The sequence below is a fragment of the Streptomyces coeruleorubidus genome (genome assembly GCF_028885415.1).
In the GTDB taxonomy this organism is placed as follows: Bacteria; Actinomycetota; Actinomycetes; order Streptomycetales; family Streptomycetaceae; genus Streptomyces; species Streptomyces coeruleorubidus_A.
On record NZ_CP118527.1, the window covers coordinates 1,283,674 to 1,299,707 of the forward strand.

Annotated in this window: 17 protein-coding genes; 16 read left to right on the top strand and 1 reads right to left on the bottom strand. The window is 67.6% G+C overall.

Features of this window, described 5'->3' with window-relative positions; translation table 11 throughout:
• Positions 1–34 precede the first annotated feature (34 nt).
• Positions 35–535, bottom strand: a complete 501-nt coding sequence (locus tag PV963_RS05965; protein ID WP_274814530.1) for a hypothetical protein — start codon at positions 533–535, stop codon at positions 35–37.
• Between the two features lie 530 nt (positions 536–1,065).
• On the opposite strand from PV963_RS05965, the gene PV963_RS05970 reads away from it, so the two are divergent.
• The 16 genes from PV963_RS05970 to PV963_RS06045 all read left to right on the top strand — a co-directional run bounded on the left by PV963_RS05970 (position 1,066) and on the right by PV963_RS06045 (position 16,026).
• Positions 1,066–1,650 (top strand): YybH family protein, encoded by a 585-nt coding sequence (locus PV963_RS05970; RefSeq protein ID WP_274814531.1) that lies wholly within the window; start codon positions 1,066–1,068, stop codon positions 1,648–1,650.
• 157 nt (positions 1,651–1,807) lie between these two features.
• The gene (locus tag PV963_RS05975; protein ID WP_274814532.1) at positions 1,808–3,016 is read left to right on the top strand and encodes a 3-deoxy-7-phosphoheptulonate synthase; all 1,209 of its coding nucleotides are present in this window, start codon (positions 1,808–1,810) and stop codon (positions 3,014–3,016) included.
• Complete coding sequence (locus tag PV963_RS05980) at positions 3,004–3,627, top strand: isochorismatase family protein (RefSeq protein WP_274814534.1); 624 nt, start codon at positions 3,004–3,006, stop codon at positions 3,625–3,627. The genes PV963_RS05975 and PV963_RS05980 overlap by 13 nt, the downstream gene beginning before the upstream one ends.
• Positions 3,624–5,528 carry an anthranilate synthase family protein gene (locus PV963_RS05985; protein WP_274814535.1) on the top strand — a complete coding sequence of 635 codons (1,905 nt, stop codon included), beginning with the start codon at positions 3,624–3,626 and terminating at the stop codon, positions 5,526–5,528. The genes PV963_RS05980 and PV963_RS05985 overlap by 4 nt, the downstream gene beginning before the upstream one ends.
• Positions 5,525–5,872, top strand: a complete 348-nt coding sequence (locus PV963_RS05990) for a hypothetical protein (RefSeq protein WP_274814536.1) — start codon at positions 5,525–5,527, stop codon at positions 5,870–5,872. The genes PV963_RS05985 and PV963_RS05990 overlap by 4 nt, the downstream gene beginning before the upstream one ends.
• Positions 5,869–6,486, top strand: a complete 618-nt coding sequence (gene phzG / locus PV963_RS05995; protein ID WP_274814537.1) for a phenazine biosynthesis FMN-dependent oxidase PhzG — start codon at positions 5,869–5,871, stop codon at positions 6,484–6,486. The genes PV963_RS05990 and phzG overlap by 4 nt, the downstream gene beginning before the upstream one ends.
• 42 nt (positions 6,487–6,528) lie before the next feature.
• Positions 6,529–8,388 (top strand): asparagine synthase (glutamine-hydrolyzing), encoded by a 1,860-nt coding sequence (gene asnB, locus PV963_RS06000; RefSeq protein ID WP_274814538.1) that lies wholly within the window; start codon positions 6,529–6,531, stop codon positions 8,386–8,388.
• A 45-nt stretch (positions 8,389–8,433) separates the two neighbouring features.
• Positions 8,434–8,835: a RidA family protein gene (locus PV963_RS06005; RefSeq protein WP_274814539.1), complete on the top strand. Its 402-nt coding sequence runs from the start codon at positions 8,434–8,436 to the stop codon at positions 8,833–8,835.
• 124 nt (positions 8,836–8,959) lie between these two features.
• A complete protein-coding gene (locus PV963_RS06010) occupies positions 8,960–9,451 on the top strand; it encodes a PhzA/PhzB family protein (protein WP_274814540.1) in 492 nt (163 codons plus the stop codon).
• A 48-nt stretch (positions 9,452–9,499) separates the two neighbouring features.
• Positions 9,500–9,910 carry a VOC family protein gene (locus PV963_RS06015; RefSeq protein WP_274814541.1) on the top strand — a complete coding sequence of 137 codons (411 nt, stop codon included), beginning with the start codon at positions 9,500–9,502 and terminating at the stop codon, positions 9,908–9,910.
• A gap of 40 nt (positions 9,911–9,950) precedes the next feature.
• Positions 9,951–10,325, top strand: a complete 375-nt coding sequence (locus tag PV963_RS06020) for a DUF4186 domain-containing protein (protein WP_274814542.1) — start codon at positions 9,951–9,953, stop codon at positions 10,323–10,325.
• 139 nt (positions 10,326–10,464) lie between these two features.
• Positions 10,465–11,472, top strand: coding sequence for a methyltransferase (locus PV963_RS06025; protein WP_274814543.1), 1,008 nt, complete (start codon positions 10,465–10,467; stop codon positions 11,470–11,472).
• A 62-nt stretch (positions 11,473–11,534) separates the two neighbouring features.
• Positions 11,535–12,011 (top strand): DUF488 domain-containing protein, encoded by a 477-nt coding sequence (locus tag PV963_RS06030; RefSeq protein WP_274814544.1) that lies wholly within the window; start codon positions 11,535–11,537, stop codon positions 12,009–12,011.
• The gene (locus tag PV963_RS06035) at positions 12,011–13,684 is read left to right on the top strand and encodes an asparaginase domain-containing protein (protein ID WP_274814545.1); all 1,674 of its coding nucleotides are present in this window, start codon (positions 12,011–12,013) and stop codon (positions 13,682–13,684) included. The genes PV963_RS06030 and PV963_RS06035 overlap by 1 nt, the downstream gene beginning before the upstream one ends.
• A 52-nt stretch (positions 13,685–13,736) precedes the next feature.
• Positions 13,737–14,588 (top strand): PhzF family phenazine biosynthesis protein, encoded by an 852-nt coding sequence (locus PV963_RS06040; protein WP_274814546.1) that lies wholly within the window; start codon positions 13,737–13,739, stop codon positions 14,586–14,588.
• Between the two features lie 79 nt (positions 14,589–14,667).
• Positions 14,668–16,026: a replication-associated recombination protein A gene (locus tag PV963_RS06045; RefSeq protein ID WP_274814547.1), complete on the top strand. Its 1,359-nt coding sequence runs from the start codon at positions 14,668–14,670 to the stop codon at positions 16,024–16,026.
• Positions 16,027–16,034 lie beyond the last annotated feature (8 nt).

Here is a 16,034-nt window from a genome sequence, read left to right on the forward strand (position 1 = left end):
CCCGGCCCCGTGACTCCGATCGAGCCGGGTACTGTCACCAGCAGCGCTCCAACGACGTTGCCCGGTGGATGAGTTCGATGAGGGGAAGCCCTTGGTCGCGGGGAGCCACGGCCCGCACGACTCGTACCCTCGCCCCGACCGCGACCACGACCGGCTCCGTCCTGGTCACCTGGCAGAGCAGGTTGAAGCCCTCGTCCATCGCGACGAACCACGTGTTGAGCGGAACCTGGCCGATACGGCGAACGAGGACCCCGGCACCGGTGCTGCGCTCCGGTTTGAAGGCAGTCGCCCCGCAAGCCCGGCAGAACGAGCGTCGGTAGGCCGGGGTGCCGCACCAGAGGCAGCGCTGGAAGAACAGTCCGCGACTGACCGCCGACGGCGTCGGTGTGCCTGCCGGTGTCGCGCCGACGACAGACGCTTCGGAGTCTTCCGCGAGCTCGGCGTGTTCATGGGTTTCTGTCTGGAGCATCACGGCCTCCTGCACGCAGTCCGGTGACCGGAAACGGGAGATCGGAATCCGTTCCGGCTCCACCACCCTGGCCCTGCCGCGGATCGCCGGTCAACGACGAGCCGACGCATCTTTGTGCGCGGAACGCGTTCCATTCATCGAGGTCAGAGCGTCCCGTCCGCACGTTGTCGCGGGCGGACGGTTGTACCGGAGGCCGCCGTCGGGGACGCACGTCGTCGCGAACATTAATGATCACGGTGGCCACCTCTGCCAAAAACCGCGCCGCTGACCAGCGCGAACGCATCAACGATCAAGAACTACAGCCGTCAATATGGTTTACGACCGCGCGGCCGGAAAAGCCAAATATTGACACCCGTCGCATTTCTCCAGGCCTTGACAGAGGTCAGTCTCGGACGATTATATGACTGCCATCACGGGGACGGGATGGCAAACGGGGGCCGGTAAGACCACACCCGCCAGAAGACGGATCGCGGTATTCCGCAGCAAACGGATCGCGGTATTCCGTCGAGGAGCGGGGCCGAGGGTCCAACGCTGCAGACGCGTTGTATTTACCTGGTTGCCATCTCCAGTTTGGGGGAGATGGCATGAATAGGATCATGCGCACGTTGCCGATCGCTGCCACGGCCGTTTTGCTGACGGCTGGGAGCCTCGTCGGCCCCACCTTCGTCCTCCAGGCCGAGACGACGAATGCGTCGCCGGCCGCGAGCAACTCGACTGCCACCACGACCTCCGCGGATATCGGCGGTGCGCGGGCCGCCGCCAAGACCCCCGCCCAGTTGCTGGAGTTCCTGGGCGAGCGGATCAAGGCCAAGGACGTGGACGGAATCATCGCTCTCCATGAGCCCGAAGCGGCGATTGTCGATTACGACGGATCGATTGTCAGGGGTCACCAGGAAATACGGGAGTTCTACGTCGAATGGTTCAAGTCGGATCCGGTGCTCACGGTCAACCCTCGCCAGACCGTGCTGGCGGGAGGCAAGCGCACAGGTGAGAAAGTACGTGGCCGTACGGCGGCCATAATGGGCGACTATTCCCTGGAGCAGACCGGGCCGGATGGTACCCGCGAGAGCTTCACCGGGAATTTCTGCGACACCGTACAAGAACAGCCGAATGGTACGTGGCTGTACGTCCAGGATAATCCCTACCCGCCCCACGGCAGCGGAACATCGGCCCACCACTGATCGGGCCACCTCGGCAGTCTCGTCCTTTTCAAGCTCAGCGACTGGTCGGCGAGCCGGCTGCACAGACGGGAGTCAATCCGCCGCCGGCCATCGGTTGCGGGTCATCGGTTGATGCGCGAATAGCGAGTTGCTGACATGTCCGAGGTTTGGAGAGAACTTGAACGTCACCTCGCTGGAAGTTTCGCGGGCCCCGGTGGCGCGGCAGCAGCCTCAGTGGGAGGACCCGGCACAGGTCGAGCAGGTCCGGGATGTGCTGGCGGCCCTTCCCCCGCTCGTGGAAGCCGAATCACTGAGCGGGCTCCGGGAGTTGCTCGCCGGGGTTGCCGCCGGGCAGGCGCAATTGGTGCAGGCGGGTGACTGCGCGGAGGATCCCGCGGAATGCACCGCGGGTGACGTGGAGCGGAAGGCGGGACTCCTCGACGTGCTCGCCGGCGTCATGAACGCGATTACTCATCAGCCGGTGGTGCGGGTGGGCCGGATCGGAGGCCAGTACGCCAAGCCACGGTCGGCGCACACCGAGTGGGCCGGCGGCGTCGAGATCCCGGTGTACCGAGGGCACATGGTGAACGGTCCGGAGCCGGACCCGGAAGCACGGCGGGCCGATCCCCGGCGCCTCTTGGCGGGCTACCGGGCGGCGAGCCAGCTCATGGCCAACCTCACCCCGACGCCGCGGGCGCGCATCGAGCCGGCCGTGTGGACCAGCCACGAGTCTCTGCTGCTCGACTACGAGATCCCGATGCTGCGTCGGGACCGGGAGGGTCGGGTCGCGCTCACTTCCACTCATTGGCCGTGGATCGGCGAGCGAACCCGCCAGCTCGAGGGGGCCCACGTCGCGCTGTTGGCAGAAGTGGTCAACCCGGTTGCCTGCAAGGTCGGGCCGCGAATGACCGTCCCCGACCTGCTCGGGCTGTGCGCGCGGCTCGACCCTGGACGGGAGCCGGGCCGACTTACCTTGATCGCTCGGATGGGTGCTGACGCGACCATGGATCTGCTGCCGCCGTTGGTCCGGGCCGTGCGCGCCGCCGGACACCCGGTGATCTGGCTGGTCGACCCCATGCACGCCAACACGGTGACCACCGCCGGGGGACGCAAGACCCGAGTCGTGGAGACGATCATCCGGGAGGTCACCGCGTTCCAGGTCGCCGTTCGCACAGCCGGCGGAATACCGGGCGGGATACATCTGGAGACCACCCCCGACGCGGTGACCGAATGCGTCGACGCCCACTACGACACCGACCGGATCGGTGAGAAGTACACGACGTTGTGCGACCCGCGACTCAACCCCCGCCAGGCAGTATCGGTGGTCTCGGCCTGGCAGGCGCAGATGATGACGAACCGGGCCGAGGGAGAACCGTGCCGGGCATAGCTCCGATCCCAGGCTACCCACTGCCGACGAAGGGCGAACTGCCCGTCAACACCGCGCGATGGACCCTCGACTCACGCCGGGCGGTGCTGCTCGTGCACGACATGCAGCGCTATTTCCTCGCACCGTTTCCCTCGTCGGTGCGTGACCCGCTGGTACGCCACTGTGCGCTGCTGCGGGAGCGCTGCGCCGCGCTCGAGGTCCCGGTGTTCTACACCGCGCAACCCGGTGGCATGACGGAGCAGGAGCGCGGCCTGCTGAAGGACTTCTGGGGTCCGGGCATGAGGGTGGACCCCCTCGATCGTCTGGTCGTCGAGGAGCTCGCACCCCGGCCGGCGGACCGGGTGCTCACCAAGTGGCGCTACAGCGCGTTCTTCCGCTCGGACCTGCTGGCGCGGATGCGCGACCAGGACCGCGACCAGCTGATCATCTGCGGCGTGTACGCGCACGTCGGCGTACTGGTGACGGCCATCGAGGCGTTCACCAACGACATCCAGCCGTTCCTGGTCGCCGACGCGGTTGGCGACTTCTCCGCCGAGTACCACCGGCTGGCCCTGGACTACGCGGCCGCTCGCTGCTCGGTGGTCACCACCACCGAGGAGGTCTTCCGATGAACTCCCCTCACTTACTCGATCACGTGCTGGGACCCAACCCCGGCGCCTTCGCCCTTCTGCACCGCCCCGAGACCCTGGGCCCGGACCGGATGGAGATCCTGCTGGGCCAGGTCAGTACCCCGGCCCGGCTCGCCGACATCCCGCTGGCCGACGGGACCGGGCGGCCCGGCGAGGCCCGGCAGGAAGCGCTGGTCCTGGTGTCGCACCAGCAGATCACCGAGCGCGGCTTCGCCGCCGCTGAGGACGGCTCACCGCTGCTCGCGATGTCGGTGACCGACCAGGGCCGGATCGCCACGTCCGAGGCGCTGAGACGCCTGCCGGACGAGCCGATCGCCCTGACCGGTGGGCGTTTCGACACCGAGGACGACGCCTACGCCGACACGGTTCGCGCGGTGCTCGACAACGAGATAGGCACCGGAGAGGGCTCGAACTTCGTCATCAAGCGCTCGTTCGTCGCCACCATCACCGGGTATTCCACGCGCAGCGCACTGAGCCTGTTCCGCCGGTTGCTCACCCGCGAGACCGGCGCCTACTGGACCTTCCTCGTGCACACGGGCACTCGGACCTTCGTCGGCGCCACACCGGAGCGCCACGTCAGCCTGCGAGACGGCGTCGCGGCGATGACCCCGATCAGCGGCACCTACCGCTACCCGCCGACAGGACCGGTGCTGTCGGAGGTCATGGACTTCCTCACCGACGGCAAAGAGACCGACGAGTTGTACATGGTCCTGGACGAGGAACTGAAAATGATGGCCCGGGTCTGCCGGGGCGGAGGCCGAGTGGTGGGCCCGTTCCTGCGGGAAATGGCCTGGCTTGCGCACACCGAGTACATCATCGAGGGGCGCAGCGACCTCGATCCCCGGGACATCCTGCGGGAAACGATGTTCGCCCCCACAGTGACCGGCAGCCCGCTGGAGAACGCCTGCCGGGTGATCGCCCGCTACGAGCCGCGCGGCCGCGGCTACTACGGGGGCGTCGCGGCCCTCATCGGCCGGGACGCCGGCGGCGCGCGCACCCTGGACTCCGCCATCCTCATCCGCACCGCCGACATCAGTACCTCGGACCTCGACGGCAGCGGTCACGTCGAGGTGGGCGTGGGCGCAACGCTGGTCCGGCACTCCGACCCCGTCGCCGAGGTCGCCGAGACCCGCACCAAGGCCGCGGGCCTGCTTTCGGCGCTGGGCGCCGACGAGCGGCTCGACGAGCACCCGTTGGTCCGGGAAGCCCTGGGGAGGCGCAACGCGACGATCGCGCGCTTCTGGCTCAGCGACGCCGACTCGCGAGCACAGCCGCAGCCGGTGCTGGCCGGCCGCCGGGCGCTGATCATTGATGCCGAGGACACCTTCAGCGCGATGCTGGCCCACCAACTGCGCGCCATCGGGCTGACGGTGGAGCTCACCCGCTTCGACGCGCCCCACCGCTTCGACGACCACGATCTCGTCGTTCTGGGCCCCGGTCCCGGCGACCCGCGGGAGGTTGACCATCCCAGGATGGCCCACCTCACCTCGGCGATCGAGCACTTGCTGTCCCGGCGCGTCCCCTTTCTGGCCGTGTGCCTGAGCCATCAGTTGCTGTGCCGGCACCTCGGGCTCGGGCTGAGGCGCCGGGAGGTCCCGAACCAGGGCACCCAGCGCGAGATCGACCTGTTCGGCTCGCGGGAACGGGTGGGCTTCTACAACTCTTACGTGGCCTGCGGGCGAGCCGAGCAGTTGGAGGTGCCTGGCGTCGGCGAGGTGAGGGTCAGCCTGGACGCCGGCACGGGCGAGGTACATGCCCTGCGCGGGCCGCACTTCAGCTCGGTGCAGTTCCACCTCGAATCGGTGCTCACCCAGGACGGGGAGCGCCTCCTGGGAGAGCTGCTGGCGCCGCTGACGGAGACCGAGGAGGTACTGAACGCATGAAAGCCACCATCTCCTGGTGGGACCTTGCCGGGTCCGACCAGACCATCGACTCCCTACGCGTCTATCTGCGAGAAGAAGGCGTGGAGCCGTGGGCGCGGATTCAGGGGCTGCGGTTGAAGTTCTGGATCTCCGACCGGGAGACCAACCGCTGGGGCGCGGTGATGCTGTGGGAGTCCACAGCCGACCTGACGGCACCGATGCCGCCGAACCGGGCCACCGAGCTCATCGGATACCCGCCGACTCACCGAATGGCGACCGACGTCGAGGCCATCGTCGAAGGCGTCCACTCCGGCCAACCGGTCGATCGCGGCCTGGCCTTCGAACCGGTCAGGAAGTCGTCGTGAGCGCATCGATCCAACCGCCGGGTGCCGACGAGTTCTCCGCCCCGCCCGCCGAACCGATGGGCCTGCTCAAGGCCTGGTTCGACAGCGCGGTCGCGAACGCCGTCCGCGAGCCGGGCGCGCTGGCACTGGCCTCCGCCGATGCCCGCGGTCACGCCTCCAACCGGATCGTGCAGGTGCTCGCGGTTCGCGACACCGGTTTGGTGTTCGCCAGCCACGCCAACAGCCGCAAGGGCCGAGAACTGGCCGAGACGGGCTGGGCATCAGGCGTCCTCTACTGGCGCGAGGCCGGCCGCCAGGTGATCGTGTCCGGCCCGACCCATCCGTTGCCCGACGAGGAATCCGATGCCCTGTGGGCCGCCCGGCCGGTCGGCACGCACCCGATGTCGGTGGCTTCGCATCAGAGCGCGCCACTGCCGGACGAGGACGCGTTGCGCAAGCAGGCCCGGGAACTGGGCCGCGACGGCTTGGCGCTGCCTCGCCCGGCCGTCTGGCTGGGCTATCTGCTTCAGCCCGCGTCGGTCGAGTTCTGGCAGGCCGACCCGGACCGGTTGCACCAGAGGCTGCGGTACGAGCGTGACGGCCCCGGCTGGCGTGCCGGCCGGCTCCAACCGTGACCGCGCCCTGGACCGTGCACGCGAGAGGAAGAAGGCGAATCGATGTGTGGAATCGCGGGATGGGTCTCGTTCGACCGGGATCTGACTCAGCACCGCGCGGACCTGGACGCGATGACAGCGACCATGGCCTGCCGGGGACCGGACGCCGAAGGCACCCGGCTCGACCGGCACGCGGCGCTCGGCCATCGCAGGCTGGCCGTCATCGACATCGAAGGCGGCAGCCAGCCCATGTGGGTGGACACCGACGACGGTGCGGTGACGATCACCTACAGCGGAGAGGTCTACAACTTCCCTGAGCTCCGCAGCGAGTTACTCCGTCGAGGCCATCGGTTCCGGACCCGCAGCGATACCGAGGTGGTGCTTCATGGCTACCTCGAGTGGGGTGAAGCGGTCGCCGAGCGGCTCAACGGCATGTACGCCTTCGCCGTCTGGGATGCCAGGACCGACAAGCTCGTGATGATCCGCGACCGGTTGGGCGTCAAGCCGCTCTATTTCTCCGGTACCGATGACGGGGTGCTGTTCGGCTCCGAGCCGAAGGCGATCCTCGCCAACCCGCTGGCGGACCGGGCGGTCGACCTCGACGGACTGCGTGAGCTGGTCAGCTTCACCCAGACGCCAGGGGCTGCGGTGTGGTGCGGGATGCGCGAGGTGGTACCGGGTGGCGTGGTCACCGTCGACCGCGCCGGCCTGCGTGAACGCCGTTACTGGACCCTGCCGACCCGCCCTCACACCGATGACCGGCAGACCACCATCGCCACCGTGCGCACGTTGCTCGAGGACATCGTGGGCCGTCAGCTGGTCTCCGACGTGCCGCGCTGCACACTGCTCTCCGGTGGGCTGGACTCCAGCGTGATCACCGCACTGGCTGCCGCCAAGCTCGGCAGGCCCGGCGAGCACGGCGAGCCCGGCGAGCAGGTGCGCAGCTTCGCAGTGGATTTCGTCGGGCGGGAGGACGATTTCGTCGCCGACGACCTGCGCCCCACCACGGACGCCCCCTACGCGCGTGAGGTGGCCACGCACGTGGGTTCGCAGCATGAGGCCATCGTGCTCAACCATGCCGCGATTGCCGACCCGGGGGTGCGCCGTGCGGTCATCACCGCGCGGGACAGCCCGCTCAGCCTCGGTGACATGGATGCCTCGCTGTACTTGCTGTTTCAAGCCATTCGTGAGCATTCCACGGTCGCCCTGTCCGGGGAGTCCGCCGACGAGGTCTTCGGCGGATACAGGTGGTTCCACCAGCCGGAGGCACAGGCGGCGGACACCTTTCCCTGGATGGCCGTCTTTGTCAGCGGCGCGCGGGCCCAAGTGTCCGATCGGTTCAATGCCGATATCACGGCCGCACTCGACCTGCCCACCTATATTCGCGACCGTTACGCCGACGCGGTTGCCGAGGTCGAGCGGGCCGACGGTGAGAGCGACCACGAGATGCGGATGCGGGTGATGTGTCACCTGCACCTGACCCGTTTCGTCCGCATGCTCCTGGAGCGCAAGGACCGGATAAGCATGGCCGTGGGACTGGAGGTCCGGGTCCCCTTCTGCGACCACCGGCTCGTGGAGTATGTCTACAACACGCCGTGGTCATTGAAGACCTTCGACGGCAGGGAGAAGAGCCTGCTCCGCGCCGCGACTGCCGACCTGTTGCCGCAGTCGGTGCTGAATCGAGCCAAAGCTCCCTATCCGGCCACTCTCGATCCGCTGTACACCGGCGCTCTGCTACAACAGTGCAAGGAACTACTCTCGACCGATGATCCGGTGTTCGATCTGGTCGACCGTAGCCGGCTGGAAGAAATTACGCGGCGAGACTCGGACGCGATGCCCATCGATGTCCGCAACGGCATGGAACGAGTACTCGATCTGAGCACCTGGTTGGACATTTACCGCCCCGAGCTCCGTCTGCACTGAGTGCCACTTACAAGAAACACGCATCCCACAGAAGAGGTAATCCACGTGTCACACACGATCGTCAATCCAGACGGTTTGCACGACCCCAGCCCGTTCGGCTACAGCCACACCGCCTCCGTCCCGGCCGGCACGGAGCTGGTGTTCGTCTCGGGTCAGTACGGATCGGGCCCGGACGGCATGGTCGTCTCGAACGACTTCAACGAGCAGGTGCAGCAAGCGTTCAGCAACCTCGGCACGGCCCTCGCGGCCCACGGGCTTGACCTCACCGACGTCGTCCAGCTCAGGACGTACGTGGTGAACCCCGACTTCGACAAGCTCAAGGCAATCGGCCAGGCCGTGGCGAGCGGCGGCGCGGAGAAGCCGCCCACGCAAACCGTCATCGGGGTCGCCGGCTTGGCCATGCCCGACATCCTGTTCGAGGTGGAAGCGGTCGCCACGCGGTCCTGAAACCCTGCCGCCGCCCGTGTTCCGGGGGCATCACCCGAACACGGGCGGCGGCACAGGGCCGTGCGACAAGCATCGAAAACAGGCCACAACTGGGCGGTCACATCCTGGAGTGGGGGGATTCGAGATGGCAGACACCAGTACGCAGCCCGAGGGATTCGGCACCGACGTCGAACTCCGCCGCCGGAACCGCGAGGTCGTCGCGGACTACATGAGCCGAAAAGGCGAGAACCGCTTGACGCGGTATCTGCTGTTCACCGAGGACGGTAGCGCCGGCCTGTACACCACGGACACCGGCGAACCAGTCGTCTCGCAGGGCCACGAGAAACTCAAGGCGCACGGCGAGTGGTCATTGCGAATGTTCCCCGACTGGGAATGGAAGAACGTGCAGATCTTCGAAACACAAGACCCCAACAGATTCTGGGTCGAGTGTGACGGAGAGGGGCAGATCCTCTATCCGGACTACCCGCCCGGCTACTACAGGAACCACTTCATACACTCGTTCCTGCTCGAGAACGGAAAGATCAAGCAGAACCGAGAGTTCATGAATCCGTTCCAGCAGTTGCGTGCGCTGGGGATCGACGTGCCGGAGATCAAGCGCGGCGGGATCCCCACGTAAGGGACTTCCAGGTTCGAGTCGTTTCGCACTCTCAGCAAGGAGCATCAGATGGGATCTCAGCTCAACCCGTACATCGCATTCAACGGCAACGCACGGCAGGCCATGGAGTTCTACCGGGAAGTCCTCGGCGGCAAGCTGGAGATGGGCACGGTCGGCGAGTTCGGTGCACCGGACGCGCCCAACGCCGACAAGATCATGCACGCCATGCTCAGCACCCCGGACGGCTACACGGTGATGGCGTGGGACGTCCCGCAGGAGGTGCCCTTCAACCCGGGCAACAACGTCGCGCTTTACCTCGGCGGCGACGACGCCAGACTCCGCGACTACTTCGAGAAGCTGTCCGCCGGCGGCATCGTGACGATGCCTCTGGAGAAGCAGGCGTGGGGTGACGAGGCCGGCTCGCTCGTGGACCAGTTCGGGATCACCTGGATGGTCAACATCAGCCAGCAGCGGTCCTGATCGACCACGGGGCTACTGCGTTCGAACCAGCCCCGAACCGATGACGGACGAGTTGGATGACAGGTTGGACCGGATCGGGCGGCACCCCTTCCGCGCGAAGTTTCGGCTGCGCGGAAGGGACCGTGCGGTGGTCGACTTGCGCGGGATCATGACCGTCCGCAGGCACGCCGAGGATCTGATCGGTCGCAGGTTGGCCCCGGCCGAACCGCGCAACGACGGCCGTCAGACGCCCTACCGCGGACATCCCGTCTTCGTCGCCCAGCACGCCACCGCGACGTGCTGCCGCACCTGCCTCGCGCGCTGGCACGGCATCCCCGCCGGGCACGCACTCGACGACGCCGAGCGGGCCTACGTCGTGGAGGTGATCTGCCGGTGGATCGTGAAGCAGTACGCCCCCCACCACCCGCCGCCGTGACCTGTCGAGGCGCCACGGCCGGCTGACGGGTGAAGGGTGGGAGGTCTCCCGGTGTGTGGTGGGGCTGTCCGCTGGTTCCGCTTCACACCGGGAGGTCCTCGGGGCCCCGGGTGCTCATGCGAAGGATGGGGAGGACTCAATGACAGTCGACGTGCAGGCCACTCGAGAGGTGGTCGACATCATCACCGGTGGGTGGAGGGCGCAGGCCCTGTACACCGCGGTCAAACTCAGACTGCCGGACCACATAGAGGCCGGCCGGACCACCTGCGGCGAACTCGCCAAATCGACGGGGGCCGATGAGAAGGGCCTTCACCGCCTGATGCGCCTCCTGGTGGCCATGGGCGTATTCGAGGGCAGCGAGTCGACCGGCTACCGGAGTACCCAGGTGAGCGCAGCGCTGCTCGACGGCCCTCAGTCCCTGCGCGACATGTGCCTGCTCTACGGCGAGGAGTTCTACTCCGCCTGGGGTCACGCCCACCACGCCATCAGCACGGCAAGCTCGGGTTTCGAAGTCGCCTACGGCCAGTCGTTTTACGACTATCTCAGTCAGGACGCGGCCACCGCCAGGCGGTTCCAGCACACCATGAACGCCGGAAGCATGTTCTTCCACCAGGTCCCGGAGGTCTTCGACTTCTCCGGCGGCAAGATGGTCGTGGACGTGGGCGGAGGGGGCGGGCACCTCCTCGCCACGATCCTCGGCGCCGCACCAGATGCCAGAGGCACGCTCTTCGACCGCGAACACATGATGCCCAAGGCGCGTGAGCACCTGGCCGCCACCATCGGACCGGACCGCGTCCACCTGGTCGGGGGCGACATGTTCGAAGACGTCCCGACGGGCGGGGACGTCTATATCCTCTGCCGAGTGCTGGCCGGCTGGGACGACGACGCGGTCGTCAAGGTCTTCGAGAACTGCCGCCGCGCCATGGCGGACTCCTCGTCGCGACTGCTGATCCTCGATCGTTTCGTCGAGGACGAGGACTCCACCGTGCTGCCTGCCCTCTGGGATCTGCACCTGTTGATGACGACGGGCGGCGAGCACCGCACCCTCGACCGGGTCACAGCGCTGCTGAACCGAGCCGGCCTGGACATCGCACGGATCGCCGAATTGCCCATGGAGACGACCGCCCTGATCGCTGCCGCCGGGTGACGCGCCAGCGAACCGAATCAGCAGCAAGCAATCAAGCGGACGGGAGATCTGTGGTGCTCAAGGTGGCAACAATCGGCGTCTATGGCTTCGACGGCGAGTCCTACCTGCAACGACTGCAGCAGGCGAATGTCCGCCTGCTGCTCGACGTACGCCAGCGCCGCGGCGTGCGCGGACCCGAGTACGCCTGGGCGAACTCACGCCGGCTGCAGGCGGCCCTCGCCGCTGCCGGGATCGCCTACGAGCACCACCGGGAACTCGCCCCGACAACCGAGTTACGTCAGCTCCAGTACGCCGAGGACGACCGCCGCGGGGTCGGCAAACGCTCGCGCCGCGAGCTCGCCGCCGAGTACACCCGCCGCTACACGAGCGAGATCCTCGACCGCGCCGACCTCGCGCCGATCGTGTCGGCGCTGCCGAGCAGCGGGACCGCAGCGCTGTTCTGTGTCGAGCGCGACCCTGAGGCCTGCCATCGATCGTTGGTCGCCCAGCGGCTGGCCGAGCGGCACGGCGTCACGATCGAGCACCTGCGCCCGTTGTGATGCGTGAAATCCTTCCGGGCGGCGCGCCGCGGCCGCGGATCGCGGTGTTCGCCGGGCCGACGGCGACGATCCTCAACACACCGGACCTGATCACATCGAACAAGGCACGTACACGTCACGGTCTCCCGCTGCGCCCCGCGCACTTCGACGTCCTGCGCCCCCAGCGGCTCGCGGCACCTGTGACGGTCTACATCGAGGCGTTCAGCGCGCATCCACTCGAACGAGACGCAGCCCGCTTGTACGCTCCCCCGGACGGCTGGCTCGACAAGGACGGCACATTCCACCAGGAGCAGCCTCACGTCGACGCCACACCGGTGTACGCCGTCGAACTCCGCCCCGACGACGGTCTCTATCCCCTCCCCTACATGGCCAGGCAAGCGGATGGGTCCGCTTGGGAAGAGACCGCGACCACACCGTTCGCACCACCGGAAGCCGCTCGACAAACGTTCTACCCCGATGCCCGCCGCCTCTACGAGGAGATCGAGCGGTTCGGCCTTGCCGACCACGGAACTCCCGTCGAGCTGTGGTCGATCGCCGACTTTGACTTCTTCCGCGCCGCTCCGTCGGGCGGATACACCGCGGACCCCGATTCCGAACGCCTCGGGCAGGACTTCTTCGTCTACTACCCGTACCACCTGCAGCGCGAGCCCGGCCTGACGAGCCTCGCCCAGGCGACCAATCAGGTCCAGGCTGTCCTCGCTACCGGAGATTACGACGGCGCCCAATGGCTCGAGGGAAGTCCGACCGTCGAGGAGACCTTGTACTGGCTCGGACTGATGGTCGACACGACGGTGCCACTCATCGGACACGCCGCTCAACGCCGTCACCAATCGTTGAGCGCCGACGGCGACCGCAATGTGGTGGACGGCGTGAAGTACATCGCGTCAGGCGTCGCCCTGGACGAACGGGGCGAAGACCGCGTGGGTGCCTGCGTGATCGTCGATGAACTCGTCTACGCGGCCCGGGACGTGACCAAGGTCGACGCCCGACCGGGGGGTTACGAAGTCACCGGCGGTCATGGCGGAGTCGTTGCCGACCTGGGTGGCTATGGCCCGCCTCAGCTCACGTACCTCCCCGCCCGTCGTCACACCCATTGCTCGGACCTACGCCTCACCGTGCTCCCCGAGCAGGTGACCGGCGTCGCCGGCACATTGGACACGGGCGTGTCCTTGGTCGACGTTTCGATCAGGGACACCGACGGACTCGTCCCCACCGCCATGCCGCACGTCACGATCACCAAGTACGGCCGGTACGCGGCGACGCGGATCGACACCGACAGTCCGTCCACGGCTGACGAGGAAGTGGAGATCCTCGCACGGATCAAGGCCAATCTCGCCACGGCACCACTGGCCGGTTTCGTATGTGAAGGCATGTCACCGTTCGGGATGGCCGACCCGACGAGGAATGCGGCATTGAGCGTCGCCATCTTCGCCGGTATGCCGGTGGTCCGCACCGGCCGCGGCAACACCGGAGGCATGGCCTACCGGACCGACCCGACGTTCATCTCGGGCAACAACCTCACAGCTTCCAAGGCGCGCATGCTTCTCATGGCCGCGCTACTCAAACTTGGTGCACTTCCCCCCGCGGCCGATCCGTTCGACCCGACCTCTGACGAGCGTGCAGCAACAGAACAGGCAGTCGCTCGATACCAGACCCTGTTCGACACCCACTGACCTGGACTTCAGCGGATGAGCCGCGATGACCCGACGTCGAGGACGGAAACCGATGGGTACATATGAGTACGTGGTAGCCGACGTCTTCACCGACGTCCCGCTGGAAGGCAACCCGACCGCGGTCTTCGTGGATTCCGTCGGTATTCCTCCCGAGCGCATGCAGCGGATCGCACAGGAGATGCACCTGTCGGAGACCGTTTTCGTCCTCCCCGCGGAAGACGACGGTGATGTACGGGTCCGGATCTTCACCCCGGTGAACGAGTTGCCGTTCGCCGGGCATCCGACCCTGGGTACCGCCATCGTGCTCGGCGAGTCGAACGCGGCGGAGACGATCCGGATGGAGACCGCCATGGGCACTGTGGCGTTCCGTCTTGAGCGGGCCGGCGACGGCCGGGTCGGCGCGGCCCGCATGACGCAACCCATCCCCACGTGGGAGCTCTACGACCATGCGGACGAGTTGCTCGCCGGTCTCGGTCTGGCGGCGTCCACCTGCACCCTGCCGGTCGAGGTCTACTGCAACGGACCGCGGCACGTGTTCGTCGGCCTGGACAGCGTGGCTGCGCTCTCCGGTCTGGAGCCGGACCAGAGGATTCTCGCCAGGCTTCCCGATATGGCCGCCAACTGCTTCGCGGGTTCGGGTTCGCGATGGAGGCTGCGGATGTTCTCGCCCGCCTATGGCGTGGTGGAGGACGCGGCCACCGGCTCGGCCGCCGGCTCTCTCGCGGTACACCTGGCCCGGCACGGTCTGATCCCGTTCGGGGAGTGGATCGAGATCCGCCAGGGTGTCGAGATCGACCGTCCTTCGACTATGCGGGCTCGGGCCACGGGGACGTCGGAACGGATCGAGTCGGTCCAGGTGGCGGGATCCGCCGTCGTCGTCGCCCGGGGAACGCTGTACGCGTAGGTGTGACGGCAGACATGGGTTCCGTTCATGAGACGTAGGGTCCGTTCATGAGTGACCACCCCACACAGGAAGGGCAGTGATGACTGCCGAGGAGCAGGGGCTGTTCGAGTTACCGACGTCCGACACCCTGTCCGACACCCCGCCCGCCGAGCCCGTGCGGGCCACCGCGCCGTTGGCGGTGCGGATGCGGCCGCGCACGCTCGATGAGGTCGTCGGCCAGGCGCACTTGCTGCGTCCCGGCGCCCCTCTGCGGCGGCTGGTCGAGGGCGGGGAGGCGGCGTCGCTGTTGCTCTACGGCCCGCCGGGCACCGGGAAGACCACGATTGCGCGCCTGCTCGCCGCCGTCGATACCCGGCACTTCGTCGCCCTCTCCGCGCTGTCCAGCGGAGTCAAGGAACTGCGCGAGGTGATCAACGACGCGCGCCGTCGCCACCGTCACAACCGGCGAACCGTGCTGTTCATCGACGAGGTGCACCGCTTCTCCAAGACGCAGCAGGATGCGTTGCTCGGCGCTGTCGAGGACAGGCTTGTGTTGCTCGTTGCCGCCACCACGGAGAACCCGTCGTTCTCGGTGGTGTCGCCGCTGCTCTCGCGGTTGCTGGTGTTGCAGCTCCAGTCGCTGAGCGAGGACGAGGTCCGCGAGCTGCTGCGGCGGGCGGTGACGGATCAGCGCGGCCTCGGCGGTTCGGTCTCGCTGTCGGCCGAGGCCGAGGACGCCCTGGTGCGCCTTGCCGCCGGCGACGCCCGTAGCGCGCTGACCGCGCTGGAGGCGAGTGCCGACGGGGTGGCTGACACGGGCGGCATGGTGATTGACGTGCCGGCCGTGGAGCGGGCCATCGCCGAGACCACTGTGCGCTACGACCGGCAGGGCGACCAGCACTACGACGTCATCAGCGCGTTCATCAAGTCGATCCGCGGTTCGGACCCCGACGCCGCGCTGCATTACCTGGCCCGCATGCTCGTGGCAGGGGAGGACCCGCGGTTCGTCGCGCGGCGGCTGCTGGTGCACGCCAGTGAGGACGTCGGGCTGGCCGACCCGACAGCGCTGCAGGCGGCCGTCGCCGCGGCGCAGACGGTCCAGCTGATCGGGATGCCCGAGGCTCGTCTCGCCCTGGCGCAGGCCACCGTGCATCTGGCCCTGGCGCCGAAGTCGAACACGGTGATCGTCGGGATCGACGAGGCCATGGCGGACGTCCGAGCGGGCGCCGTCGGTGAGGTGCCCGCTCACCTGCGGTACGGCCGCTACACAGGCGCCGCGGAGCTGGGCAACGCGGTCGGCTACCGCTATCCCCACGCCACGTCCGACGGAGTCCTGGAGCAGCAGTACCCGCCGGACGCACTGGTGGGCAAGGACTACTACCGCCCCACGCAGCACGGCGGGGAACGCACCCTTCGCGAGCGCCTCACCAAGCTCCGCCGTGCGGTCCGCGGCGGGTAGAGGCATTG